Source organism: Bacillus cereus group sp. BfR-BA-01309 (assembly GCF_022664315.1).
Taxonomy (GTDB): Bacteria; Bacillota; Bacilli; order Bacillales; family Bacillaceae_G; genus Bacillus_A; species Bacillus_A mobilis.
In genome coordinates, this window is the sequence record NZ_JAKUHE010000005.1 from 300,818 (window position 1) to 327,520 (window position 26,703).

Genomic DNA, 26,703 nt, shown 5'->3' on the forward strand with positions numbered 1-26,703 from the left:
CTACCTAACGTAGGTAGAATGGTTTCATATTATCCAATAATAATTCTCTCTTTCGGGTATTTATAGCGAGGTGGCTGTTCTCTTCCACCACTAGCTAGTATAAATGTTAAAATACCGACACGCCCGATAAACATAAGTACAATGAGTACAAGTTTACCAACCGTTGTTAAATCTGGCGTAATACCTGTCGATAGGCCTGTCGTCCCGAAAGCCGAACACACTTCAACAATTAAACTCATAAGCGGTACGTTTTCCGTAATAGATAAAATAAATAGCGCTGTGGCACATAATAAAATCCCCATCGTCATAACGACAGATGCTTTCAGCACGTCCTCTTCATGTAGCTGACGTTTGAAGACTCTAACCGTTCTTCCGCCTCTTGCAAAAGTGTATAACGATAATATGCTAACAGCAAATGTTGTTGTCCGTATTCCGCCCCCAACCGAACTTGGAGATGCTCCTATAAACATTAATATGCTCATAAATAAAAGCGTCGGTTGTGACAATTCAAGTATATCCATTGTAGCAAGTCCACCACTTCGCGTCGTCACAGATTGGAATAATGTATAGAAAACTGTTTCATGCCATGACTTTCCTGCTAAAAAATGATTTCGTTCTAGTAAAAAAATCATGATTGTTCCAACGACAACGAGCGCAAAAAATGTTGTTGTCGTCAATTTTGTAAATAATGAAAAGCGAAATAGTTGCTGTTTCCTTTTACTAAGGAATTGTTTCACTTCCATTAATACCGGGAAACCAATTGCCCCTAAAATAATAAGCAACATATGAATCATTTGAACAATGTAATCTTTTTTATACGGAATTAGTGATTGTCCTGTTAAATCAAATCCGCCGTTTGTAGTTGCACTAACAGCCGCAAAGAAACCGTGAAAATAAGCTTCTTGCCAAGTTGGAAAGTAAAGTAAGAATCTTGTACCTAATAATATTGCTCCAATAAGTTCTATCGAAATAATTACAATTAAAATAGAACGCATCAATTCTACAAGGCCTGATAAATTCCCTTGATTATGGTCTGCCATAATGAGCCTTCTTCTCTGCAAACCAATCTTTTTCCCTGTTATAATCCAAACGAACGTACCAAGTGCCATAATTCCTAAGCCGCCTAATTGTAAAATAAGGGCTAACATAATAATTCCTGCCGTAGTAAATGTATCTGAAATCGTAACAACAGACAATCCCGTAACACTTACCGCACTAACAGATGTAAAGAGGGCATCGATAAATGTCCATTTCACACCAGCCTTCGTAACAAACGGGAAACTAAGCAATATCACCGATACAACTACTGCTAATAAATAAAACAAAACAATGAGTTGTACAGGACGTAATTTTTGTAAAAAATTTTTTATATCTCTCATTCCATCACTTCGCTACCTTTTTTCTATCGATTAAATAAAGAAAAATCTTCACTTTCTTTATTTGTAAATAACTGCTCAAATAATTTGGCAAATACCATTCCATACACAGTTCCATTACCTCCATACGGTAATGCGTAAAACAAATTATGTATCTTTTTGTCTTCTTTTAAAATAGGGAGACCATCATGACTACCACCAAATGCTGCCGCCCAATAGTAGTCTGCCTGTATATTCTTATACTGCGGGAACATCTCTTTTACAATGTTAATAAGGAGATCACGCTTATGCAATAATTTCGTATCACCGATTGTTTGAATTTGCATCGCTTCATCTAATCCACCTACAATAATACGGTTTTCATACGTTCGAAAATATAAGTAAGGCCGTGCTGTTTCCCAAATTAATGATCGTTCGTGCCAACCTTCAAATGAATCTACCTTATTTGTCACAACTGCATATGATGTTTCCACTGTTGTATTTTTTTCTTTCTTTCCGAAAAGTGCTTCATAACCCGTCGCCATAATAATATTCTTTGCTACAACTTTATTTCCTGTTTTCGTATAACAAATTAAATCATTTTGGTGTTTTTTTATATGTACAGCCTCTGTATGCTCATGTATAATAGCACCCATTTGATTTGCTTTATGTAAAAGGCTATGCGCTAATAAATACGGATTCACCTCGGCATCACCATGCGAATATAACGCTGCTTGTTTTGTGAATGAATACTTCTTCATCATATGTGAATCGGTAAAATATTCAACCGGGAATCCATAATGGCGTAACGTATTATATTCTTCTTGTAAAAACGATACGTCCTCATGGCTACTTGCATAATACAAACTACTTCGCGGAATAAACTGGGGATCAATATCGAGAGTCGGTACAACTTGCTCCATTGTCCGTAACGCTTCGTAACAAAGCTTATATGCTCGTACCCCCTTTTTTTCACCAAATGTATGGATCAGTGAGGTTAACGATTTATCATGAAGAAATTGGAGTAAACCTGTATTAGCAGCTGTGCTACCGCATGCGATTGCTCTTTTTTCAATAAGCGTAACACGCATTCCAATTTTCGCTAACGAATACGCTATATGAGCACCTGCTTCTCCGCTTCCGACTATAAGCACATCACATATCATATCATTTTCTAACGATGGATAACAAGGTATAGAAACTCCTGTATTCCAAAACAACTTACCAGTCATAAGTTTCATAATTATACTCCTAAAATATAAATTTCTCCTTTCTATGTTTTGTTATTTCCCATAAAAAAATCCAACTAACATACGCTAGTTGGATTTTTTATTTTTAATTAGAACGTTCCTCCAGCCAATTTCCAACCGTCGGATATGTTTGTTTTACCGCTGTTCCACCGTAAACGATCGACATATGTCCCGTTGGTAAACATACGTATTGTTTATCTGTACTAGAAATATGATCTAGCAACGCTTCTACTTGGCATGGCAGTGCGATATGATCACGTTTCGCAGAAATATTTAAGACATTCGCCTTAATATTTGCAAGGTCTACCTTTTGTCCGCGAATAACGAGTTCACCTTTCACTAATTTATTATTTTGATAAAAATCGCGAATCCATTGTCTATACGATTCACCTGGGAATGGGATACCGTCACCAACCCACTTTTGAACTAATTTCCAGCTTTCGACGAAGCGCTCATTTTCTGAACGATCGAGTAAAGCGACATATGGACCTACAAAGTTTGTGATTGGTTTTAACATCTTATTTCCGAAATCAATCATTTCTGGCGGAATATTTCCGAATGTATCAACCGCTTTATCTAAATTGAAATATTTCTCATCTAATAAAGGACCGTATAATCCTGTTTCAGAGAAATCAAACGGACTTGTCATAAAGATTAAGTTGCGAATTGGCATGTGTGGATGAAGTGCTGCATAAATAGAAGTTAGCGTTCCACCCATGCAGTAACCAAGTAAAGAAATCTCGTCCGATTTCGCAGTTCGCATTACTTTTTTCACTGCTTTTGCAATATAGTCGAACACGAAATCATCAAATTTCAAATGACTATCTTCTAAACCAAATGTGCCCCAATCAAGCATATACACATCAAAACCACGATCTACTAAATATTCCACTAAACTATTTCCTGGAGTTAAATCCATAATATACGGTTTATTAATAAGCGCGTATATTAATAGGATTGGAACTCTCTGTGTTTTTTCTTGTTTTGGAATGTAACGATACAGCTTCGTTTTATTCTTCGTCCAAATAACTTCTTTCGGTGTTAAACCAACTTGTGGTTCTGGTTCGCGTAATAAAACTTCGCTCGCTCTTTTCACACGGCGATATGCTTTACGATATTCTTCTGGGTACAACTCCAATTGCTTTTCCCATTCCGTTACGAATGTAGTCATTTTTCTATCTCCTTTTTGGTCGATTTCTTTCTAAAAAAAAGAAGTGCATTCCTGCTATGGATATGCACTTTTTTCTTACTTCATTACATGTATAATCCACCGTTAATGTTTAATTGCTGACCTGTGATATACGCACCGTCACGGCATAGGTATACTACACCTTTTGCAATTTCATCAGCTTGACCAAAACGTTTTTTCGGGATTTTCGCAACGATTTTTTGACGTACTTCTTCTGGTACTTCTGCTACCATTTCAGTATCAATAAATCCTGGGCAAATTGCGTTTACAGTTACATTTGTTTTTGCAAGTTCTAACGCTAATGATTTTGTAAATCCTAACATACCTGCTTTTGCTGCAGAGTAGTTTGTTTGTCCAAATCCACCAGCTTGACCAATAATAGAAGAAATACTAATGATTCTTCCTTCTTCAGCTTCCGTTATGTATGGAAGTACAGCACTTGTCGTATTAAATACGCTGCTTAAGTTCACGTCAATTACGCGCTCCCAATCTTCACGATTTAACTTTTTGAATGTACGATCTCTTGTAATACCAGCATTATTAACAAGGATATCAACTTTACCAAAATGATTCACAGTTTCTTCTACAAGTCGGTTTGCATCTTCTACTTTCGAAACATCCGCTTGAACTGCATAAACGTCATGTCCTTCTTTTCCTAATTCATTTACTAAGTTTTCAGCTGCTTCTTTACTGCTGTTATAGTTAATAACTACTTTTGCTCCCTCTTGTGCTAATGCTACTGTAATTGCTTTTCCAATTCCTTTTGCCCCACCTGTTACGATTGCTACTTTGCCATTTAATTGAACCATTTCTTTTCCCCCTTAAATGAATTTGTGAACGATTGTTATGAATCATTTTGGTACTCATATGAATAGAGTCCATATATTAATTATGTTTCGTTGTTTATACATGAAAAAGAGATTCTCCCTTCCCTTTTACACGTTATAAACAAACGCTATTATCATTTTTTATTTTCTGGCTTATTCGCAGGCTTTATTTCTTCTTTTACAGGTACTTGTAGTTTCGCTAGTACTGCATTTTGCTTTTCTAGCAATTCCAAAATTTGATCAACTTTCGTTTCTAATGTGCGAATATCTTGTTTTACTTTTGTAACATCACGCTTTAATGTAGGGGCTTGTCCTAATGAATCCACTTTCTCTTCTAGAACTTCCTCAATATTATCAACTTTATTTTCTAAGTTAATAACAAGCGTAGCTACTCTAGCGATATCCTCTTTCGTAGGCACATTCACCTGTTCTAAATAACTTTTTGTTGTATCATTTAACGCTTTTTGATAAAACAAATTCAAGTCTAGAACGCTGCCCATCCAAGCAGAATATTCTTCTGTTTTAATTGTTTCATTGAGCGCTTTTCCCCAAAATGTTTCGGTTTGTTCATAAGCATTTTTCCATGCTTGCAATGGATCGAATTTTTGATCAATCACTTCGCCTACACTCCCTTTTTTGTTTTTGAAACAATTCAACCTATTCACTATTTTCTAATATTCTGAATAAAACTTCAAGCCTATATTTTATTTTTCTTTATTTTCCAATAAATGTGTTGACATTAAAAACAGATAGGTGTAAATTGCACTTATAAGCAAAAAATTCCATCTAACTGATTCATGAGGTGATGCACAATCATGCTACATAATGAACCAGAACACCCAGAAGGTTTGGAAAAAAACCAAGCGAAACAACCAAACTCCATGCCAAAAAACTTCTTAGTTCCTTTCTTACTTCTCTGTCTAAAAGACTGGAGTCTTCATGGTTACAAACTCATTCAAATGCTAATGGACATCGGCTTTTCTTCTGTTGACCAAGGTAATGTGTATAGAACATTGCGCAAGTTAGAAAAAGAAAACCTTATTTCTTCTACTTGGGATACAAGCGAAGGCGGGCCAGCGAAACGAATTTATTCTTTAACAGAATATGGAGAGCAATATTTAACAACATGTGCGACTTCTTTTGAACATTATCAAAATATGTTGCGGACGTTTTTTACGTTATACACCAATGCATTCTTTCCATTTTCTACTTCTCCAGAAAAGGATGAAAAGGATTCTTCATCTTCACCTGGTGGTACAGCAGAGTGATCTGCGTTCACAATATGCAAAAAAATATTTGGAGGTCAAACAATGGAAACTAAGCCATACGAATTAGTCGATGCATTTTGGAAAAACTGGTCTCAATCTCTTTCCCTCTTCTCTTCAGCTGGGAAACAATTGGAGCAACTTACTTTAGAAACTTTAAAACAACAACAAGACGCTTTGCATAAATTAACATCAGGAGTAGATGAACTAGAAAAAGAACTACAACAGTTCACTGCTCAGTTCAATAACCAATATACAGATTACGTGAAGCAATTAACTGGAAACTCCTTAAATGATCAAATTAACGAGTGGCAAGGGAAATGGAATGAACTTTCTACTCAAATGCACCAACTTACTGTTTCTCCTACGAAAACATCGTTGTCTATTATTACTCAAACTAGTGGTCAATTTGAAGAAACAACAAAACAATTTATTGAACAACAACAAGTACAACGTGAAGAGGTTCAAAAACAGTTAGAAGTTTTTTTGGGAGAGTTCAAGTCCAAACAACTAGAACTCGCAAAGCAGTTCGAGGAAAACTCAAAAAATTTATTTACTTCCATCAAGTAAGAAAAATGTGGGAGCTAACTGCAGCACAAACAAAACTCTTTCTTCCTCCTACTACATCAAGATGGCTGGCATTTTTCGATATGGAAAAGAAGGAGGCCCAAATGAATCCATTTCAAGAAGCACAAACTGTTCCAGAGCTTCGTTATGATGAGATTCAAGTCGGTGATCAAGCATCCCTTACAAAAACGATTACAGATGAGGACGTTATCAATTTTGCAAAATTAACCGGAGATGTGAATCCTATTCATATTTTAGATTCTTTTGCAAAAACGACAATGTTTAAAGAACGTATTGCTCATGGCATGCTCGTTTCCAGTTTCATTTCGACGATTCTTGGAACGAAACTTCCTGGCAAAAACACGATTTATTTATCTCAAAACGTTTCATTCCGTGCTCCTGTCAAAATTGGCGATACACTTCGCGTTGTGGCAGAAGTCATCAAAAAACGTGACGATAAAAAAATCATTACGTTGCAAACAAACATATATAATCAATCAGATGATATTGTCGTGGAAGGTACAGCGACAATACTGAAAAAAGAGTAGCAAATTTGCTACTCTTTTTTCTATCCAATAACTTCTAATCACACCGATTACTTCCGCGTATGAGTACGTCGTTTCCACATAAAATAACGTTACCAGTTCAGATAAGTACTTAGCTGAACTGGACTACTCATAAGGATGTGTATCAGCATGGTAAAAACAAACAAATTACTGGTTCCAGGTGCAGAACAAGCGCTTGAACAATTTAAATATGAAATTGCACAAGAATTTGGTGTTAGCTTAGGTTCTAATACAGCATCTCGTTCTAACGGTTCAGTTGGCGGTGAAGTAACGAAACGACTTGTTGCTTTAGCTCAACAACAATTACGTGGATAATACTATAACATATGGCTTAGAGGCAGATATTCTCTGCCTCTTTCTATTGTTAACATACATAATCGTGTTTTTTCACATACTAGTAAGAGTAAACTGAAAGGAACGATACGTGACATGAAACGGATTAACATTCGCATGAGTCCTCCCCGTGTTCTTACTTTGTCTTTTATTATGTTATCCATTATCGGTACATGCTTATTAAAGCTACCAATTGCTACAACAACGTCTATTTCATGGCTCGATGCTTTATTTACAACTGTTTCTGCTTGTACGGTTACAGGGCTTGGTGTTGTGGACACAGGGAAAGTATTTACCTTATTTGGCCAATGTGTCATTTTAACGCTTATACAAGTGGGCGGACTTGGTATTATGAGCTTTGCCGTTTTAATTGCGATTATGCTCGGCAGAAAAATTGGTCTTCAAAACCGAATTTTACTGCAACAAGCGTTAAATCAAACGAACATTGGTGGCGTCATTCGTCTTGCCAAAGCATTATTTTTATTCTCTTTTACAGTCGAGTGTATCGCTACTTTGATTCTTTCTTTTGAATGGGTACCAAAATACGGTATTGCTAAAGGGATCTATTATAGCTTTTTTCATTCAATCTCTGCTTTTAACAATGCTGGTTTTTCTGTATGGAGCGATAATTTAATGTCCCACTCCCATAGCATTCTTGTCAATCTCGTTATTTCTTCCCTTATTATTTTAGGGGGGATTGGTTTTACAGTAATTATAGATATAAAAAGAAAGAAAAATTTTAAAAACCTTACATTACACTCAAAACTTATGCTCTCTTCTACTCTAATCGTCAATATTATTGCGACTATTTTTATTTTCATATTCGAGTTCCACAATTCTCTTTCTATGAGAGGATTTACCCCATTTGAAGAAGGAATGGCCGCTTATTTCCAGGCGGTTTCAACGCGTACTGCCGGGTTTAATACAGTTGATATTTCTGCATTATCAAAGCCTTCCCTACTATTAATGATGCTCCTTATGTTTATTGGCGCTGGTAGTGCTTCAACCGGTGGTGGAATTAAGTTAACAACCTTTTTAATCATGTTTTTTGGGGTATTTAAATTTTTACAAGAACAAGATGATATTGTCGTGTTTAAAAAATCTATTAAAGATACCCTCATTGTCAAATCATTGACCATCACTATTATTTCCATTTCATTTATCTTTTTTGCTATTTTAATTTTAAGTATTACTGAGCGAGTTCCTCTATTGATGAGTGCTTTCGAAGTATTTTCAGCATTTGGGACTGTCGGTCTTAGTATGAATTTCACACCACACTTAACTATGATTGGAAAAGCTATTATTATCTTTATGATGTTTTTCGGGAAGATGGGACCTTTAACATTGGCTTTTTCATTTGCACGTAAAAAGAACCGAAAAATAAAATACCCGAATGAAGATATTTTAACAGGTTGACAACCGTATAAATTATCCATATAATGAGAGTACAATAGCATATCTCCAAAGGGGAGTAGCGTCCAAGAATTATTTCTTGGAAACAAAGTCGTCATTACGTAGAACTTAGTTCTTCCGGCTTTGTTGGCATTTTCATTACATATGTCTAGCAAGACCTTTGCCTATTAACGGCAGAGGTCTTTTTTGTATTCATTTCCAAATTCTTCCAAAGTTAATAGGCAGGAGTATGGGGAAACTAAATAGTGGGGAAATTCTTCACTTATTTAGTACTTATTGAAATGAGAGGAGAATGTACATGGATGTATCATTATTATTGGAGTATGGTTGGGTATTACTCATCCTAATTGCACTAGAGGGGATTTTAGCAGCTGATAACGCTCTTGTTCTTGCAATTATGGTAAAACATTTACCAGAAGAAAAACGTAAGAAAGCACTATTTTATGGATTAGCGGGAGCATTTGTTTTCCGTTTCGGATCATTATTTATGATTTCGTTCCTAGTCGATGTATGGCAAGTGCAAGCAATCGGTTCCATTTACCTTATGTTTATCGCTGGTAATCATTTATTTAAAACGTATGTTAAAAAGAATACGGATGAAGAAACAGAAGAAAAAGAAGCAAAGAAAAAACAAGAGAACTTTTGGTGGACTGTATTTAAAGTTGAGGTTGCTGATATTGCCTTCGCAGTTGATTCAATTTTAGCTGCTGTTGCATTAGCAATGACTTTACCAAAAACAGGATTAGGTACAATTGGTAGTCTTGATACTGGGCAATTCGTTGTTATCTTTGTAGGTGGACTTATCGGATTAATCATTATGCGATTTGCAGCAACTGCTTTCGTACAAATCTTAAAACGTAAGCCAGGACTTGAAACTGCTGCATTCTTAATTGTAGGTTGGGTTGGTGTGAAACTAGCAGTCTATACATTAGCACACCCTGCATTAAATGTAATTCCGCATTCATTCCCAGAATCTACGCCATGGAAGCTTACATTCTGGATTGTATTAGTTGGAATCGCAGTTGGCGGTTGGTTCTTCTCAAAAGAGGTAGAAGTAAAAGTAGAAAAGAATTTAGACGAAAAAGCGCTGTAATTACAGCGCTTTTTCTTTTTCCCTTCTCCCCTTCCATGTCCAGAAAAATTTCTATTATACTATCTTTTGTAAACGTTTTCTCAACGTATGTATGTCCTTTTTGTGAAACATTGCACAAACTTATTGAAACTACGACCGAATCCATGTACTTTATTCATATAAGGAGTATTTATAGATGATGTACTAAAGGAGCGTATTACTCATGCTAGAACAAGGATTAGATTATGTTGTCAAACTGGCTAAGAGCAAAAAACAAATGCTAGATATAAACCCGATGCAATATTTCATTCGTGCCGCACTTGCGGGTATTTATATCGGTTTTATTATTGTACTATGTTTTAAATTAGGTAACTTTTTTCACATTGCAGATTCACCAGCAACTTATTTAGCTGCTTCTATGTTTTTCGGAATTGCCCTCGTACTAATTATATATGGCGGCGCTGAATTGTTTACTGGAAACACAATGTACTTCACTGTAGCAACTTTAAGAAAAGAAACAACCATTTCTGATACACTTCGTAACTGGGTCGCTTGTTATGCAGGGAATTTAGCTGGAGCTTTATTCTTTGCCTTACTATTTTATGCAACTGGAATTTTCGAAGCAATTGATCACGGTCATTTCATGAATAAAGTGGTAGAAGGAAAAATGAATACACCTACAATGCAATTATTCTTTAAAGCAATTTTATGTAACTGGCTTGTATGTCTTGCGTGTTTCTTACCTTCTCAAGTGAAAGGTGATACAGCAAAAATTATGATGATGATGCTACTCGTTTTCACATTCTTCTTATCTGGTTACGAGCATAGCATTGCAAACTTATCACTGTTTGCTTTATCTTTAGTTTCACCACATCCGGAGACAATTTCTTTTACAGGTGCTATTCATAACTTAATTCCAGTTACAATCGGTAACATTATTGGCGGGTCTGTATTTGTCGGTATGGTTTACCATTACTTAACAAAGAAAGCACCTGACGTGAAACAAGAAGAAACTGAACTAGTAGCAGCTCAACAAGAAGAGATCATTCCGTTGCAAGCTCATATGAAACATTAAAAACTCCAAAGTTTTACTTTGGAGTTTTTAGCTCCCTACATATTTAACAACAAGGTGAGGCTGAATTTCCCCTTCTTCCTTTCCCTTATTAATCCTCTGTTTCATCTTGTGCATACCGATGACATCATTCGTATGAAGGTGCATTTCATTTACATATAAACCCTCTTTACAAAAAGCTTCTACAAAATCTAATCCATTTCTTTCTCCCCATCCCATATTAAAATCAAGGGAAAGAATATTTACCTCATAATCCCGAACCATTTGCAAAGCACATTCTACTGTAGTGGCGGGTACATACCCGTACGGACAACTTCTTTGATCATCCATATATACATTCATGTTCTATCCCCTCTCTATTTTGCATATGCGACCAGCATGTAACATATTGCCCCAAGGCTAATAAAAGGACCAAACGGAATTTGGCTCCTCATTTTCATACGTTTTAATACTATACCAGCTCCAAAGAAACAAAGACTAAAGCAAGATGCTAAAAATAAAATCATAAAAATCCCTTTCAGTCCCACTATAAATCCAAGCAGCGAAAGTAATTTTATATCCCCTCCACCAAGCCCTTCTGGATATATCTTTTGCATGCAATATAACAAAATGAATATAACGCCACTACCAACTATACTATCTGTCCAAGTAACTAACGGTACAAAAATACATTCTAAAATGAGTAAACAGGCAAACCAACCTAAAATACGATTCGGGATTAACATATATATGTAATCTGTAACTGAAATAATAAGAAGTAATGAAAATAGCGATAAAATGATGATAAGCTCTCGTTCCATCCCAATCATATATACAGTAAGAAGAAATATCATACCGGTTACAAGTTCAAATACTACGTACAAAATTGAAATCGTCCTCTTACAATTCGTACAACGTCCCCTCTGTATACAAAACGAAATGATCGGGATCAATTCTTTTGGCTTGAGCACATACTTACAATAATGACAATGTGAACGCGGGGTAATGATAGACTCACCTAGTGGAACTCTCATTGCAATTACCATAAAAAAAGAACCAAACACCATCCCGACTAACAATGCATATAAATAAGTGAACATCCCTTCCTCTCCTTTCCAGAAGAACATAGCAAAAAAAGGAGAGAAATTCTACTTCATATTATCTCTATTCTATTAAAAAAGCAGGCCATTTTCTGGCCTGCTTTCCCCTCTTTTATACGATGAAATATACTGCTTTTAATGGTCCATGTACGCCGACAACAAGATTCATTTCAATATCTGCCGAGTTACTAGGCCCTGTAATAAAGTTAATACAAGATGCGACCGCCTCACCATTTTCTACACGTGTGTTCATATCCTGAACTGCTTGTGTAATACGAGGCACAAGTGTTTCACGTGGAATAATAGCAAAGTATACAGTCGGTAAAAAGTGTAAAGAACGCCCTTGACCTTTATGACTTTGTACAACAATCGTACCAGATTCAGCTAAAGTATAATCACTAAATGCGATTCCAATATTCGCTCTTTCTGCGATACGCATATTCTCTTCTTTTTTCTCAGGATCCCATACATTCACTTCAACATTTTGCTTTGGAAGCTCTTCTTTAAATAAAGTAGTCAATCCATAAGAATCAAAACGTTCATCTGCCGATAACATAATAGGTCCCCCGCCGTTTTCCACGATTACTTTTTGAATATCTTCACGTAAACGGTCGTTTGTCGTTTCCACTACAGTTGTATGAATGTTTGTACATTGATTTTTAAATACTTCTAACAATTCTTCTTGTGAATAATCTTTTAGCGTTTCTACATTCACATTACTTTTCCACGCTGGACGCTTTACGCCTTCCGTTTTCCGCTCACGTCCAAGTTCTTTTGCAATATTATCTAGAAAGGACTCACGGTTTTGAATTAATCCTGTCATTATTTGTCCCCGCCTTTCTTATGATCTTTATACCAATCACGGAATCGTTCTTTACTTGGAGCCGGGAATTCACGAATATCTGTCCAGTTTTTAAGTGGCCCAACACCTTTTGATACACGGTTACCAGATGTAAATGGACTCATTGCTGCTGGTGCCATTTTTGATCCCATTTTATATAAAGCAGCTGAAGAAGCACCCATACTAAACATTTTCATTGCTAATTTTTCTGCAAGTGGAGCACGTCCTTCTTGCTCAACAATTACTTGACGATGTTTTAATAATAAATCATGCAATGGTATTTTTACTGGACAAGCTTCTGTACATGCTCCGCATAAACTAGATGCATAAGGAAGCTCTTTGTAATCGTCATATCCGCCTAAAAGTGGAGTTAATACTGCACCAATTGGTCCTGAGTATATAGAGCCATATGAATGTCCACCAACGTGACGATATACAGGACATACGTTAACACAAGCAGCACAACGAATACATTGCAATACTGATCGGAATTCCGATCCAAGAATTTGAGATCGGCCATTATCAACAACAACTAAGTGGAATTCTTCAGGTCCATCTACTTCCTCTTCTTGAATTGGTCCCGCTACAGTTACATAACTTGTTAATTTTTGCCCTACTGCACTACGACATAGTAAACCAACTAAAACATCTAATTCTTCCATTGTCGGAACCATACGTTCCATACCCATTACTGCAATTTGTGTTTTCGGAATCGACATGACAAGGTCTGCATTACCTTCGTTCGTTACTAAACAAAGAGAGCCAGTATTTGCAACGGCGAAGTTACAACCTGTCACACCAATTTCCGCATCCATAAATTTCTCACGAAGTTGTTTACGAACAAACTTTGTCATTTCGTATGGATCATCAGAATTTTCATAGCCAAGTTTTTCTTTAAATACATCACGAATTTGCGTTCTATTTTTATGAAGTGCAGGCGCAATAATATGTGAAGGTGGATCGTTATCTACTTGCAAGATATACTCTCCTAAGTCACTTTCTAACACTTCACATCCAATCTCTTCAAGGGCATGATTCATACTAATTTCTTCAGTTACCATTGATTTTGATTTTACAACTTTCTTCGCTTGTTTCTTTTTTGCAACGTCTTGAATATACTTTGCTGCTTCCTCTTTCGTTTTCGCAAAGTACACATGTCCGCCTCTTTTTGATACATTTTCACTTAACTGCATTAAATAATAATCAAGATTTTCTAACGTATGTTGGCGAATTTGTTCACCTAGTTCACGCCACTCTTCCCAATTTCCTAATTCGTCCGCTGCTTTTAAGCGATTCGTATATAAGCGCGTTTGTGCAGAAGATACTGCTCCGCGCATAAACGAATCTTGAATTCCATCGCCAACGCGATCATTAAATTTTTTCTCACTGATTTTCATAGACATAGCTTATGTTCCCCCTTCATGAGCGACTATTCAGTACCTCAGCAATATGCATTACTTTTATTTCTTTTCCTAAACGCTCAATACGTCCGCCAATGTTTAACAAACACCCACAATCTGCACCGATTAAATAATCAGCACCTGTTTCCATTGCACTATCTACCTTTTCATCTACCATTTGCTCAGAAATTGGAGTCATCTTCACTGAAAACGTTCCCCCAAACCCACAACAATTTTGCTCGTTTGGCAGTTCCCTCACAGTTAATCCTTTGACGTTTGATAATAAAATTCCTGGCGCCTCTTTTACTCCAAGCAGGCGTGTCATATGACAAGATTTATGAATAGTAGCGATCCCTGGTAAGCTTGCACCAACATCTGTCACTTTTAAAACATCTACAATAAATTGTGTCAATTCATATGTTTTATCAGCAATCTTTTGTGCACGTTTAGCCCACTTCGGATCATCTTTAAAAACATGCGGATACTCATGAAACATTGTCGCACAAGAACCAGATGGTGTAACGATATATTCTGCATCTTCGAAAGTTTCAATCATATGTTTCATCGCTTCTTTTGCTGCTTCTACATGGCCGCTATTATAAGCAGGCTGCCCACAACAAACTTGTGCTTCTGGAAATTCAATTTCACAACCTAAACGCTCCAACACTTCAACTGTTGCTTTGCCGACGTTTGTTTCAAACATATCGACTAAACAAGTAACAAATAAAGTAACTTTCATAATTATTACTCCCCCTTTTTACAACTCCACCAACAAACATATGGTCATCAGATGACTAAGGAAAGAAGAAGTAGGCTCAACCATGGCCTATCCTCTCCCTCTTCTAAAGAAAACGCTTACTTAATCTCTCTCTATTTTATCAAAAAATTTGATTTTTAAAAGATTAAATTACGAATTTATATCGCTTTTGCCTGTGACAATATGTTCTACATTTGTTAAATGATCTAGCATTGCTCGCTGCGCTAATTCTACATCTTGCTTTAACACTGCATCATATATAACTTGATGCTCTTCTATAAGTCGTTCTGATGTTGTTTGTTCACCATATAAAATAATGCGTCTTGATTCACCAATTGTTTCAGCAATCATCTCTGAAACGTGATTCATGAGTTCAAGCAAAATGTTATTATGCGAAGACTCCGCAATTCCCATATGGAACTGAAAATCTGCTTTTTCGCCAGCCTTTTCATCTCCAATGTTCTTTGCCATTTCATCTAACCAATGCTTCATATTTTGCAAATTAGCTTCCGTACGCTTTGCCGCAGCTGCTCGAACTGCCCCCACTTCAAGCACCTTTCGTACTTCTAATAAGTTCAAAATATCTTCTTTCTTCATTAATAATTTATTGTTTAATGATTTTGTTAATGAAGAAGAATCGAAATTCTTCACATATGTACCTTCTCCTTGTTTCATCTCAATTAGGCCCATTGCTCTTAGCGCACTTAACGCTTCACGAACAGCAGATCTACCAACTTGAAACTGCTCAGCTAATTGATGTACAGGAAGTAGTTTGTCACCTGGTTTTAACGTACCATTTTTAATCATTGTTAAAATAGCTTCAGATACTTCTTCGTAAATTTTTTTCGGTTTAATAGATTTGTACTCCAGTTAAATCACCTCAGTATCTTCCAAACAACAATTGAAACGATTTATAAGAACTTTGCATCATAACTATTTTAGAACGAATTGGTAAGAAGTACAAATGTTTTGTTCATAAAATCGTCAAATTTTTAATATTTATTTGATATTAATTTATATGTATTCATGAAGAAAAGCATGTCCTTCACGTTAGAACATGCTTTCTTCAACTTGTATTTTTAATTTAATGCTAACCGTCGTTCCATTCCCTTTTTCACTTTCAATTCGCCATTGTCCATCATGTATATGAACAATCTGTCTTACAATAGCAAGGCCTAAACCTGTTCCACCATGTTGACGACTTCTCGCTTTATCAACGCGGTAAAAACGTTCGCCAAGATTTTCTAAATGCTCTGTTTCAATACCAATTCCTGTATCTTTTATGTTCAATTCACAGTAATCATCTATCTGCATGAGCGTTATCATAATATCCCCGTTTGGATTTGTATACCGTATCGCATTATCTAACACGTTATGAAGCACTTGTTGCATACGATCCTCATCAATCATTACAATGATTTCTGGATTTAAATTTGTTGAAATACGAATTTTCTTTTCTATAAACTTAATCTCATACGTATCTAACACATCTTCAATGAGTTGTGAAAAAACGATAGGTTGTTTCTTTAGCGGAAAATGTTCACCTTCTAATTGTGCTAAATCTAATAAATCATGAACAAGACGCTGCATACGCCCCGCTTCTTTATGAATGAGCTGGGTTACTTTTTCCTGCTGCGGTCCCTTCGCTACACCATCTAAAATAGCCTCACTATATCCTTTTATATAACTAAGCGGCGTTCTTAGTTCATGCGAAACGTTAGCTAAAAATTCCTTTCGCTTTACGTCTTCTGTCTCTAAAGAATTTGCCATTTTATTAAATGCTTTTCCTAATCGTCCAATTTCATCTTCGGAAGAAATTGTAATTCGTTCTGAGAAATCTCCCGTAGCTAAATGATTGGCCACTCGTTCCATTTGCGAAAGCGGTCTCGTAATAGCGATAATAATTTTTCTACCAATCCATATTGTTAGTAAAGTCATAGCAAGCGCTAACGGTGCTAAAATAAGGCCCATATCATATATTAAGTCTTTTATACTTTTTAAAGGAATATAAGAATATACAATGCCAACTAACTTTTTATTTTCTAAAACAGGGATGACAACCCCCATAATATTACGATCAAAATGTTCCTCATACCCTATCTTTGTCACCGTTTTTCCATCTAATAATGCTTGCCTGTCCCCTTCACTTATAAGAGAATGATGATGCACATCAAAAGGTAAACATGCGCTTAAATCACGTGGGTTTGATACGAAAAGAACATCTGAACTAGATATTTGATCAAATGCTCTTACTTTCTCTTCAAAAGTTGCTATCCCTTCACGCTTATCATATTGCGCAGCAAGACGCTTTCCTTCCATTACTAATGAATCTTTTAAATTATCAACGTATAGTTTTTCATACGAGTATAAAGATACAAAATAAAGGAAGGAAACTGTTACAAATACTGCACATACTACTGTCAGCCAAAGCTTCTGTACCATCGTAAACATACGTTACACCTCAAATTTATAGCCTACACCCCAAACAGTTTGAATGTAGTTTCCACTTTCTCCAAGCTTCAAACGCATCGTTTTCACGTGCGTATCTACTGTTCTTGTACTTCCGGCATAATCATATCCCCATACCTTTTCCAGCAATTGTTCCCGGCTAAATACTTGCCCTGTATGTTGGCAAAGAAAATAGAGTAAATCAAACTCTTTTACTGTAAGAGAAATCGACTCACCACCTGCCTCAATCTTCCTACTTTTTTCATTAATAAGGATCGGTCCAAACTGAATCTCCTCTTGTTGCTCTTGCTTTGTATAACGTCTTAGCACAGCTTCCATACGAGCAATTAGTTCTCCAGGACTAAATGGCTTTACAATATAATCATCTGCTCCCATACGTAAGCCGTTCACCCTATTCCACTCTTCACCTTTTGCTGTTAAAAATATAATTGGTACATCTGATGTTTTTCTAATTTCTTTACAAACTGAAAGTCCATCCATCTCTGGCATCATAATATCTAATACAACGAAATCATAATGATCCGTCTCTAATTTTTTTAGCGCCTCCTTTCCATTTTCAGCTTCTCCCCACTCGTATCCGAAATTATCTAAATACATTCCAACGAGCTGCCTCATATCACTTTCATCATCTACAACTAGCACCCTATATTTACTCATTGTTCTTCCCTTCCCTCTCTATGAGTTGAAACGGCCCTTTTCCGACTTTAATTGTTTGTTTTATTTTCAAATTCTTCATATCTATGACACACACTTCATCACTATCATAGCTTGCTACGTATCCTTCTGCTCCGCTCTTCAAAAATGCAAATGGGTTCGACCCTATTTCTACAGAAGCTACCTCTTTATACGTGCTAACATCAAACTGTCTAAGCGTATTCGAACCGTGACTTAATGCATATACATACTTATTATCCTTCGTTATATTCACAGGCATAAACGGAGCATGTAAAGAACGTACCATTTCTCCGCTCTGCAATGAATATACTAATACTTTTTCATTGACTTGATTTCCATCACCATGTCCGCCAATCCATATTTCTTTCCCATCTGGGCTAATTGTCGCTCCTGTTGATGCTGGGGGAATCATAAAGGATTGTATCACTTCTTTTTTCTTTGTATCAATTGTCGTTAGCTTCGTATCATAAAAGTTTAATACAGATAACTGGTTATGGTACTCTACCATCGATATCGGTCCTTTTCCTGTTGATACACCCCCTGTCTCTTTCCCTTTTATCGTAAAGAACCTTACCTTTTGAGCAGTTTGATCGGCAGCAAATAATTGCTTTTTATCTTCGGATACAATCACATTTACAATGCCTTTTCCAGTTTTATACTTGTCCACTTGCCTTCCTTCTGCTAGTGAATATACATACATATACTCTAACTGCTTGCCATATACAAGTATATCCTCGCCGTTTGGAAGTAGTGCAACTCCTGCCATTGGTTCATTAAGTTCCCATGTCGTAATTAACTTTTTAGTTTGCTTATCAACAAAACTTATACTACCTTCTTTTATATTCGTTGTTATCATAACACTTTTATCTTTAGCAATCGGTGTATATGTACTTCCTTGACACCCTACTAATAGAAATAAAAAACAGAGAAGAAAAACATACTTTCTCAAAAGATTCCCTCCATCTTCGGATGATTTCGTTATAATTGTAAAATAACAAATAAATGTGTGGAAAGTGTGAAATTTTCCTTTCTTACTTCATTTACATATATAATGTACAACAAATAGAATTTGAGGTGTGCAAATTATGCTTTTTCCTGATTTAGCGAATAAAATTGTACGAGAAGTACGCAGACTAATTAAAGAAAATATTATTATCATTAATATAGAAGGCGTTATTATCGCAAGTACAGATGTAGAAAGAATCGGTCAATTTCATGAAGGCGCACTCCGCTGTGCAAAACAAAAGAAAACTGTCATTATTACAAAAGAAGATGAACGACGTTTGCAAGGTGTAAAGGCGGGTATGAACCTCCCCTTACTATTCCATGACGAAGTAATTGGTGTCATTGGAATTACAGGCGAACCTGAAAACATTTCACAATACGGAGAAATATTACGTAAAATGACCGAACTACTCATTCACGAAAACTACTTTTTAGAACAACTAGAACTTGAACACCGTTCTTATGAAGCATTTGTCTTTGATTGGCTTCAAAATACAGACTGGTCTCCAAGCTTTCTCGATCGCGCAAAAACACTTGGTATTGATTTATATAAGAAGAAACAACTTATTTTGTTCTCTATCGATCAAAATGACACGATGCTTCAGCGTAAAATTTGGCAACACGTACGCAATCTATTAACAAAGGAGCATCTATTTGTTCGCTGGGGAAATGATCGGTTCATTTTATTTACAGCCACGGGCTCCAAAGAACAAACGTATCAATTTTTAACACGATTAAAACAAGACTGTGAAAATTCGTTTTCTATTCCTTTATATATCGGGATTGGACAGTCCGTTACGCCAAGCAATATGAACTTATCGTACGAACAAGCATTGCAAGCTCTTTCCGTATCACTTGAAACGAAACAAATTGTATTTAATGAAGATTTACGTTTAGAAATGTGCTTACAAGATATTTCTGCAGAAACGCGGGAACAGTTTCTAAGGCGCACGATTGAAAACTTACTATCATCTCCTGAGCTTATGCACACTTTACGCTTATTTATCGATTATAACCAATCCTATAAACAAACAGCTGAACAATTACATATACACATTAACACATTGCATTACAGACTTAAAAAGGTCGAGGAGCATACAGGACTTGATCCGAAACAATTCAAAGACTTACATATTCTATACTTCTCGCTCCTCTTATTAGATAATCACACAAAAAAGAACGATAAAATAGAGTAATCTTTAGATGATTATACATAGAAAGAATCCCCCAACTTTTTTATCATTATAATGAAAGCACTGTGACAACGTTTTTTATAATGACTAAATACGTTAACAGTTTGAGGGGGATTTCCAATGTTAGAAAAGCAAATTATTCATTCATTCGTATCCATTGTTGGCGAAGATAATGTAGATACATCCAATATGGGGCGTTTAACGTATAGTTATGATGCCACTCCAAACTTCCAAGCAATGCCTGATGCAGTCATTGCTCCTCGTAATACAAATGAAGTAGCAGAAGTGTTAAAAGTATGTAACACTCACAACATTCCTGTATATGTTCGTGGCTCTGGAACAAACCTTTGCGCAGGAACATGTCCACTTGAGGGCGGTATCGTCCTTATCTTCCGTCATATGAATAACATTTTAGAAATTGATGAAGAGAATTTAACAATCACAGTACAAGCTGGTGTGATTACGCTTGATATTATTAAAGCGGTAGAAGAAAAAGGTTTATTTTATCCACCAGATCCAAGCTCGATGAAAATTTCTACAATCGGCGGTAACATTAATGAAAACTCAGGTGGATTACGCGGATTAAAATACGGCGTAACACGTGATTATGTGATGGGTCTTGAACTTGTCTTACCAAATGGCGATATTATTCGCACTGGCGGTAAATTAGCAAAAGATGTAGCTGGTTACGATTTAACTCGGTTATTTATCGGTTCTGAAGGAACACTTGGCGTCGTAACAGAAGCAATATTAAAACTTGTTCCTATGCCTGAAACGAAGAAAACGATGCTTGCGCTCTATGAAGATATTAACGAAGCTGCACGTGCTGTTTCTTCTATTATTGCAAATAAAATCATTCCAGCGACACTTGAGTTTTTAGACCAACCGACAATTGAAGTAGTAGAAGAGTTTGCTCAAATCGGTTTACCAACTGACGTAAAAGCAATTTTATTAATTGAGCAAGATGGTCCGCCTGAAGTTGTCAATCGAGATATTGAAAAAATGGCCAACGTTTGCCGCTCTATGAATGCAGTTAATGTTCGCGTTGCAAAAGATGAAGCAGAAGCAGATGCGCTTCGAACAGCTCGCCGTAGTGCACTATCAGCACTTGCAAGATTAAAGCCTACTACAATACTGGAAGATGCAACGGTACCACGTTCACAAATCGCTCCAATGGTTGAAGCGATTAATGCCATTGCAAAAAAATATAATATTCCTATTTGTACATTTGGACATGCTGGTGATGGTAACTTACATCCTACTTGTATGACAGATGCTCGTAATGAAGAAGAAATGCACCGGGCTGAACAAGCTTTTGCTGAAATATTTGCAAAAGCAATTGAACTTGGCGGCACGATTACTGGTGAACATGGTGTTGGTGCGATGAAAGCTCCGTATTTAGAAATGAAATTAGGTAAAGAAGGTATTGCTGCTATGCAGGGGATTAAACAAGCCTTCGATCCAAATAACATTATGAATCCAGGAAAGATGTTCGCGAAGGACACTCGTAAAAGAGTGGTGGTTGAGCGATGACAACATTAAATAAAGAAAACATTCAAAAGGAATTTAAAGAACGATTAAGTGAAGATGAACTACTAAACTGTATGAGATGCGGTTTCTGCTTACCAACTTGTCCTACTTATATTCAATCTGGATATAAAGAATCACATTCACCACGTGGACGTATCGCATTAATGAAAGCGGTCGTTGACGGTTTAATTGAGCCAGATGAAGATGTTGAAAACACATTAAATGTTTGTCTTGGCTGCCGCGCTTGTGAACCTGTTTGTCCATCAGGTGTGAATTATGGACATTTATTAGAAGAAACTCGTGATATTATAAATCAAAACAAAAAGTTCTCCATGCCAGTGAAAGCTGTTCGTAAAGTCGTTTTTGAAGGACTATTCCCGCATCAAAATCGAATGAGAACATTAACAGGATTAATCGGATTTTACCAACGTTCCGGTTTACAAACACTAACACATAAAACAGGGATTATGAAGTTATTCCCTGAAACACTTGCAACGATGGATCTCGTTTTACCAAAAGTCCCAAAAATGAAAGCAATGAAAGATCGTCCTGCATTTTTACCTGCTGAAAGTACAAAGAAGAAACAAGTTGCATTCTTCACAGGTTGTTTAATGGATACGATGTTTTTAGAAACAAATAATGCAACGATGAAACTACTTCAGTTAGCTGGTTGTGATATCGTTATTCCGAAAACACAAAGTTGCTGCGGGGCATTACATGGACATGCTGGTGAGAAAAGTGGAGCAAAAGAATTAGCGAAACGTAATATAACAGCCTTCGAAGATTTAAACATCGACTATATCATTACGAATGCTGGTGGTTGCGGAGCTTACCTCGTAGACTACGATTATCTTTTAAAAGACGATCCTCAGTGGGCTGAACGTGCAAAGCAGTTTGTTTCTAAAATTAAAGATATTACTGCTATTCTAGTAGAACTAGATTTCCATAAACGTAATAATTTACGACTCCAGCCGCAAATTATTACGTATCAAGACTCTTGTCATTTACGCAATGTTATGCGAACATCTTCAGAACCTCGTATGTTACTAGAAGCAATTCAAGGCGCAACATACCGTGAAATGAAAGATGCGGATCGCTGCTGTGGTTCTGCTGGTATTTACAATATTGTTCATTCAGAGTTATCCATGGAATTTCTAGATTATAAAATGGATCGCGTGCATGAAACAGAAGCAGCAACCATTGTTACTGCCAATCCAGGTTGTTTATTACAAATGAAATTAGGCATTGAACGAGAAGGTCTTTCTCATAAAATGAGAGGAATTCACATTGTAGATTTATTATTAGAAGCAATTGAAACCAACTCGTAATAACTCGTAACATACGTAATAATAAGAAAACGGCTATCTCCTTCGTCTACGTAAAGAGATAGCCGCTTTTTTGTCCTCTACAACATTAAAAATATGTTACTTTATTATAAAAAAGAACAACAAAAACATTACAGTTTTGTAAAAAACAATCCAGTATATTCCTCAAAAAACCTCTCAAACCATTGATACAATAGGATTCTTCATTTTCTATTTAGGTAAATCCATCCAAAAATCCCCTCCTATAACATAGTATAAAAATGCTGAAAATTCCTTTTATACTCTATGTTTCTCTTATTTTTTCTCTTTTCCCTTCTTAGGATAAATTAGGTAATTTTAAAGACTATGAATTTTTTTCCATCTTTTTTCTCGCAAATTTTATGCTACGATGAATTTGTCAGTCAGACAGGCTGTCAAAAACAAATCGTGTGAAAACAAATTAAAACTTTACATAGGGGGACACACATCATGAAAAAGCGTGTTTTATTATCTGTAGCTGCTGCAACAGCTCTTACATTAGGAGTATCTTCTCTAGATGCACAAGCTGCAACAGTACAACCATCCAACATAAAGGTTCAAAATATTCAGCATTCAAAAGTGATGATGAAGCAAATGAGCCAACAAGAATTACAAGCATTCTTACAATCTATGGGCGTAGAATCATTAGCACAATGGCAACAAGGAAACTTCCAACCAAATTGCTATATTCCTGGTCAACAACCTACTGAAAATGTTGTAACTGAGCAACCAACAGCTAAGCCAGAAACTCAAAAGCCTGCTGAGCAAAAACCAGTTGAGCAAAAGCCTGCTGAAGAAGTTCAAAAACCAGAAGCTCAAAAACCGGCTGAAAACAACAATACTCAAAAACCGGCTGAACAAAAACCAGCTGAGCAAAAGCCTGCTGAAGAAGCAAAATCTTTAAGCGAGTTCGAACAACGTGTTGTTGAATTAACAAACGCTGAGCGTGCAAAACAAGGTTTATCAGCTTTAAAAATCGACACTGAATTAAGCAAAGTAGCACGTATTAAATCTGAAGATATGCAAAAAAACAACTACTTTGATCATAACAGCCCTACTTACGGATCTCCGTTTGACATGATGAAGAAATTTGGTATTTCTTATACATCTGCAGGTGAAAACATCGCTCAAGGCCAACGTACACCTGAAGAAGTAGTACAAGCTTGGATGAACAGTGCTGGACACCGTGCAAACATCTTAAATAACAGCTTCACTCACATCGGTGTTGGCTATGTAGAAAGCGGCAACTACTGGACACAACAATTTATTACGAAGTAAATAGATTAAAAGAGTCTTCTCATAATGAGAAGACTCTTTTTTACGTTTCATAACTTTCTATTATGTATGAGTACATTATGTAAAACATAAACAAAATAGAGCCACAGCTTATTACACTAAGTAACACATAAAATCCCCATTTCAAGTTCAAAAACAATGAAAACAATATACTACATGCCATCACTTGAAAAATCCGCCTACTCACTAAACGAATTTTTTGTAATTTAATTGGGTCTTTTTCCTTACTCTTAACTGTTTTAAAGCCTTTACTAAGCATAAAAAGAAACATACTAATTCCAATCGTTAGTCCTGTCTGAAAGGCTATCCTACTTCCAAAATTAATAAAGAGAATGAGCGTATGGATAAACACCATAAATAAAGTAATCGTCTTTAGAAATCCACTTATAATGACATGCTCACCTTCATTAAATTTATATATATTATGTGAAATAATATACACGAAGCCATGTAAAAAAATAATAAGACAAGGAATAAATGCTATAACAACTTGTTTACTCATAAACTCGTTTGGCTCACCATTTTCATTCCAATGTATTGCCATAAGATCCGGTAAATATGGATAGAGGCATAGAGTAACTAAAAGACAAACGAAAGCTATTCCTAATATATATTTATATTTGATCAAGTGATTTTCACCTCTCTTTTCTCTTAACGGCTTCGCTTCTTTTAGAGAAATTCCTGCAAAAATCTACTTTTCTCAAACTTAAACTTACACTTTACGCATTCATTCTTTGAAATTCTTTCATTGTATTATTTAATTTTGCAGGAAATGGTACATCCACTTCGATCTCTTCTTTCATAATTGGATGTAAGAAATGAATCTTCATCGCATGTAATGCTTGCCCTGTCATATGTTTCGTTTGTCCACCATATAATACATCTCCAACTAATGGATTACCATTATAGCTCATATGAACACGAATTTGATGAGTTCTACCAGTTTCTAATTGTAACGTTACGAGCGTAACATTTTGTTTTTTAAAATACTTCTCTACTTTATAATATGTGATTGCTTGATCTCCTTTTGGAGAAACACGTCGTCTCGTCGCATGATGACGATCTCTTCCAATCGCTGCATCAATGGTTCCTTGCTTACCTTTTACTTTTCCTTCCACAAGCGCCGCATATGTTCTTTTAATCTTTCGTTCCATTAATAAACGATCCATAATTGCACCAGCAATTCTATGTTTAGCAAACACGACACCGCCTGTCGTATCTTTATCTAACCGATGAATATGACGAACCTTCGTCTCTAAACCTTGCATTTGAAAATGAAAGGCAACAAGGTTTGCAAGTGTTCCCGTTCCACCTTTTTCAGCAGGATGTGTATCCATCTTCTCAGGCTTATTTACGATGAGTACGTGATCGTCTTCATATACTACATGTAATTCACCATATTCAGGCTCTACATCGTATTCTTCCTCCACAAACATATGAACTTGCAACTTATCGCCTTCATTTAAAAGCTCATTCCATCTTCTTTGTTCTCCGTTAACGGTAACACCTTTTTCCATACGAAGCTGATGTAACAACTTTTTCGGTATTTCCCATTCTATTTTTAATAACGAATCAATACTTATGCCATTCCATATAGCTGGAACAGTAATTTCGCACCATTCGCCCTTTTTCTTCGTTTCCATACTGTATCACCTTATTTCTATTGATTCTCTCATTGTAACGGAAAATACACTTTGATGCACCGTCAAAAATAGAGGGCAGTCTTATAGTAGACTGCCCCTCACGCTCTACGCCTTTTCATTTCTTGCAATACTTCTTCCGCTTTTTGTTCATACGATAAATCTTTAAAGAAATCCGCCAGTCTTTTATAATCATTATACGTATCTAATAAATCATCCATCTTTTCTACTTTCATCACGTGTTGTTTTTGCTTCATTTTTACTGGATAACGATAGCCCGATACCTCTTGTATTTTGTAATACTCATCCTCTACTTGAATGACCTTTACAAGTTCCTCCTCTTCCGCATCCATCGTATATCCATCAAAATCTCTCAGTAATTCATAAATAATATGAGTCCATTCATCTTTTGGATAAAATCCTTTTTCTAACCGATAACCGACAATGCGATACATATGCCCATCGTTTTCTGCAAACTGTACTGTATCATTTAGCTTAAACTTAAAATAACGAAACATTGCCTTCACCTACTTATATGTAATCTTCTTATCACATACTATTTGCAA

Annotated in this window: 28 protein-coding genes and 1 riboswitch; of the genes, 11 read left to right on the forward strand and 17 right to left on the reverse strand. The window is 36.1% G+C overall.

The features are described 5' to 3' along the window. Positions 1-29 precede the first annotated feature (29 nt). The 5 genes from MR115_RS12605 to phaR form a co-directional block, all read right to left on the reverse strand. Complete coding sequence (locus MR115_RS12605; RefSeq protein ID WP_242241521.1) at positions 30-1,379, reverse strand: TrkH family potassium uptake protein; 1,350 nt, start codon at positions 1,377-1,379, stop codon at positions 30-32. Positions 1,380-1,402: 23 nt separating this feature from the next. Then, positions 1,403-2,596, reverse strand: a complete 1,194-nt coding sequence (locus tag MR115_RS12610; protein ID WP_242241523.1) for an NAD(P)/FAD-dependent oxidoreductase — start codon at positions 2,594-2,596, stop codon at positions 1,403-1,405. Positions 2,597-2,690: 94 nt separating this feature from the next. Beyond that, on the reverse strand, positions 2,691-3,776 hold the full coding sequence (gene phaC / locus MR115_RS12615; protein WP_000206842.1) for a class III poly(R)-hydroxyalkanoic acid synthase subunit PhaC: 1,086 nt from the start codon (positions 3,774-3,776) through the stop codon (positions 2,691-2,693). Between the two features lie 83 nt (positions 3,777-3,859). Further along, positions 3,860-4,603: an acetoacetyl-CoA reductase gene (locus tag MR115_RS12620; protein ID WP_000250414.1), complete on the reverse strand. Its 744-nt coding sequence runs from the start codon at positions 4,601-4,603 to the stop codon at positions 3,860-3,862. Between the two features lie 152 nt (positions 4,604-4,755). Then, positions 4,756-5,238, reverse strand: coding sequence for a polyhydroxyalkanoic acid synthase subunit PhaR (gene phaR / locus MR115_RS12625; RefSeq protein WP_242241524.1), 483 nt, complete (start codon positions 5,236-5,238; stop codon positions 4,756-4,758). A gap of 198 nt (positions 5,239-5,436) precedes the next feature. Between phaR and phaQ the strand changes: the two genes are divergently transcribed. The 7 genes from phaQ to MR115_RS12660 all read left to right on the forward strand — a co-directional run bounded on the left by phaQ (position 5,437) and on the right by MR115_RS12660 (position 10,912). Continuing rightward, positions 5,437-5,889, forward strand: coding sequence for a poly-beta-hydroxybutyrate-responsive repressor (gene phaQ / locus MR115_RS12630; RefSeq protein ID WP_242241526.1), 453 nt, complete (start codon positions 5,437-5,439; stop codon positions 5,887-5,889). Positions 5,890-5,931: 42 nt separating this feature from the next. Further along, on the forward strand, positions 5,932-6,456 hold the full coding sequence (phaP, locus tag MR115_RS12635) for a polyhydroxyalkanoic acid inclusion protein PhaP (RefSeq protein WP_061678855.1): 525 nt from the start codon (positions 5,932-5,934) through the stop codon (positions 6,454-6,456). Positions 6,457-6,557: 101 nt separating this feature from the next. Then, positions 6,558-7,001 (forward strand): MaoC family dehydratase, encoded by a 444-nt coding sequence (locus tag MR115_RS12640; protein ID WP_001067916.1) that lies wholly within the window; start codon positions 6,558-6,560, stop codon positions 6,999-7,001. 147 nt (positions 7,002-7,148) lie between these two features. Next, positions 7,149-7,334 (forward strand): alpha/beta-type small acid-soluble spore protein, encoded by a 186-nt coding sequence (locus MR115_RS12645; protein ID WP_000241212.1) that lies wholly within the window; start codon positions 7,149-7,151, stop codon positions 7,332-7,334. 114 nt (positions 7,335-7,448) lie between these two features. Further along, positions 7,449-8,768 (forward strand): TrkH family potassium uptake protein, encoded by a 1,320-nt coding sequence (locus tag MR115_RS12650; RefSeq protein ID WP_061678854.1) that lies wholly within the window; start codon positions 7,449-7,451, stop codon positions 8,766-8,768. A 38-nt stretch (positions 8,769-8,806) separates the two neighbouring features. Next, positions 8,807-8,973: riboswitch (yybP-ykoY riboswitch) on the forward strand. Positions 8,974-9,063: 90 nt separating this feature from the next. After that, positions 9,064-9,858, forward strand: a complete 795-nt coding sequence (locus tag MR115_RS12655; RefSeq protein ID WP_000383331.1) for a TerC family protein — start codon at positions 9,064-9,066, stop codon at positions 9,856-9,858. A gap of 202 nt (positions 9,859-10,060) precedes the next feature. After that, positions 10,061-10,912, forward strand: coding sequence for a formate/nitrite transporter family protein (locus MR115_RS12660; RefSeq protein WP_242241528.1), 852 nt, complete (start codon positions 10,061-10,063; stop codon positions 10,910-10,912). A gap of 27 nt (positions 10,913-10,939) precedes the next feature. On the opposite strand, the gene MR115_RS12665 is transcribed toward MR115_RS12660, so the two are convergent. The 9 genes from MR115_RS12665 to MR115_RS12705 form a co-directional block, all read right to left on the reverse strand. Beyond that, entirely contained in the window at positions 10,940-11,251 is a 312-nt protein-coding gene (locus MR115_RS12665) for a cyclic-phosphate processing receiver domain-containing protein (RefSeq protein WP_242241530.1), read from the reverse strand. A 14-nt stretch (positions 11,252-11,265) separates the two neighbouring features. Then, positions 11,266-11,988 (reverse strand): prepilin peptidase, encoded by a 723-nt coding sequence (locus tag MR115_RS12670; RefSeq protein ID WP_242241532.1) that lies wholly within the window; start codon positions 11,986-11,988, stop codon positions 11,266-11,268. Positions 11,989-12,100: 112 nt separating this feature from the next. Continuing rightward, a complete protein-coding gene (locus tag MR115_RS12675; protein WP_242241533.1) occupies positions 12,101-12,811 on the reverse strand; it encodes a LutC/YkgG family protein in 711 nt (236 codons plus the stop codon). After that, positions 12,811-14,232, reverse strand: coding sequence for a LutB/LldF family L-lactate oxidation iron-sulfur protein (locus tag MR115_RS12680; RefSeq protein ID WP_000061930.1), 1,422 nt, complete (start codon positions 14,230-14,232; stop codon positions 12,811-12,813). Before MR115_RS12680 ends, MR115_RS12675 begins: the two co-directional genes overlap by 1 nt. A gap of 16 nt (positions 14,233-14,248) precedes the next feature. Continuing rightward, positions 14,249-14,968 carry a (Fe-S)-binding protein gene (locus MR115_RS12685; RefSeq protein ID WP_242241534.1) on the reverse strand — a complete coding sequence of 240 codons (720 nt, stop codon included), beginning with the start codon at positions 14,966-14,968 and terminating at the stop codon, positions 14,249-14,251. Between the two features lie 168 nt (positions 14,969-15,136). Next, on the reverse strand, positions 15,137-15,826 hold the full coding sequence (locus MR115_RS12690) for a FadR/GntR family transcriptional regulator (protein WP_309243100.1): 690 nt from the start codon (positions 15,824-15,826) through the stop codon (positions 15,137-15,139). A 210-nt stretch (positions 15,827-16,036) separates the two neighbouring features. Continuing rightward, positions 16,037-17,437 carry a sensor histidine kinase gene (locus MR115_RS12695; protein WP_242241536.1) on the reverse strand — a complete coding sequence of 467 codons (1,401 nt, stop codon included), beginning with the start codon at positions 17,435-17,437 and terminating at the stop codon, positions 16,037-16,039. A gap of 3 nt (positions 17,438-17,440) precedes the next feature. Next, a complete protein-coding gene (locus MR115_RS12700; protein ID WP_242241537.1) occupies positions 17,441-18,112 on the reverse strand; it encodes a response regulator transcription factor in 672 nt (223 codons plus the stop codon). Next, on the reverse strand, positions 18,105-19,079 hold the full coding sequence (locus MR115_RS12705; protein WP_242241538.1) for a YncE family protein: 975 nt from the start codon (positions 19,077-19,079) through the stop codon (positions 18,105-18,107). The genes MR115_RS12700 and MR115_RS12705 overlap by 8 nt, the downstream gene beginning before the upstream one ends. 136 nt (positions 19,080-19,215) lie before the next feature. Between MR115_RS12705 and MR115_RS12710 the strand changes: the two genes are divergently transcribed. The 4 genes from MR115_RS12710 to MR115_RS12725 all read left to right on the forward strand — a co-directional run bounded on the left by MR115_RS12710 (position 19,216) and on the right by MR115_RS12725 (position 24,479). Continuing rightward, positions 19,216-20,331 (forward strand): CdaR family transcriptional regulator, encoded by a 1,116-nt coding sequence (locus MR115_RS12710; protein WP_242241539.1) that lies wholly within the window; start codon positions 19,216-19,218, stop codon positions 20,329-20,331. A 117-nt stretch (positions 20,332-20,448) separates the two neighbouring features. After that, the gene (gene glcD / locus MR115_RS12715; RefSeq protein ID WP_242241540.1) at positions 20,449-21,861 is read left to right on the forward strand and encodes a glycolate oxidase subunit GlcD; all 1,413 of its coding nucleotides are present in this window, start codon (positions 20,449-20,451) and stop codon (positions 21,859-21,861) included. After that, positions 21,858-23,186: a (Fe-S)-binding protein gene (locus tag MR115_RS12720; RefSeq protein ID WP_242241541.1), complete on the forward strand. Its 1,329-nt coding sequence runs from the start codon at positions 21,858-21,860 to the stop codon at positions 23,184-23,186. The genes glcD and MR115_RS12720 overlap by 4 nt, the downstream gene beginning before the upstream one ends. Positions 23,187-23,651: 465 nt before the next feature. After that, entirely contained in the window at positions 23,652-24,479 is an 828-nt protein-coding gene (locus MR115_RS12725) for a CAP domain-containing protein (protein ID WP_242241542.1), read from the forward strand. 40 nt (positions 24,480-24,519) lie between these two features. On the opposite strand, the gene MR115_RS12730 is transcribed toward MR115_RS12725, so the two are convergent. From MR115_RS12730 to MR115_RS12740, 3 genes are all read right to left on the reverse strand, one after another. Beyond that, positions 24,520-25,125, reverse strand: coding sequence for a DUF1648 domain-containing protein (locus MR115_RS12730; protein ID WP_242241543.1), 606 nt, complete (start codon positions 25,123-25,125; stop codon positions 24,520-24,522). Between the two features lie 91 nt (positions 25,126-25,216). Then, positions 25,217-26,140, reverse strand: a complete 924-nt coding sequence (locus MR115_RS12735; RefSeq protein ID WP_242241544.1) for an RluA family pseudouridine synthase — start codon at positions 26,138-26,140, stop codon at positions 25,217-25,219. A gap of 98 nt (positions 26,141-26,238) precedes the next feature. Continuing rightward, positions 26,239-26,655, reverse strand: a complete 417-nt coding sequence (locus MR115_RS12740; RefSeq protein WP_061678834.1) for a hypothetical protein — start codon at positions 26,653-26,655, stop codon at positions 26,239-26,241. Between the last annotated feature and the right edge of the window lie 48 nt (positions 26,656-26,703).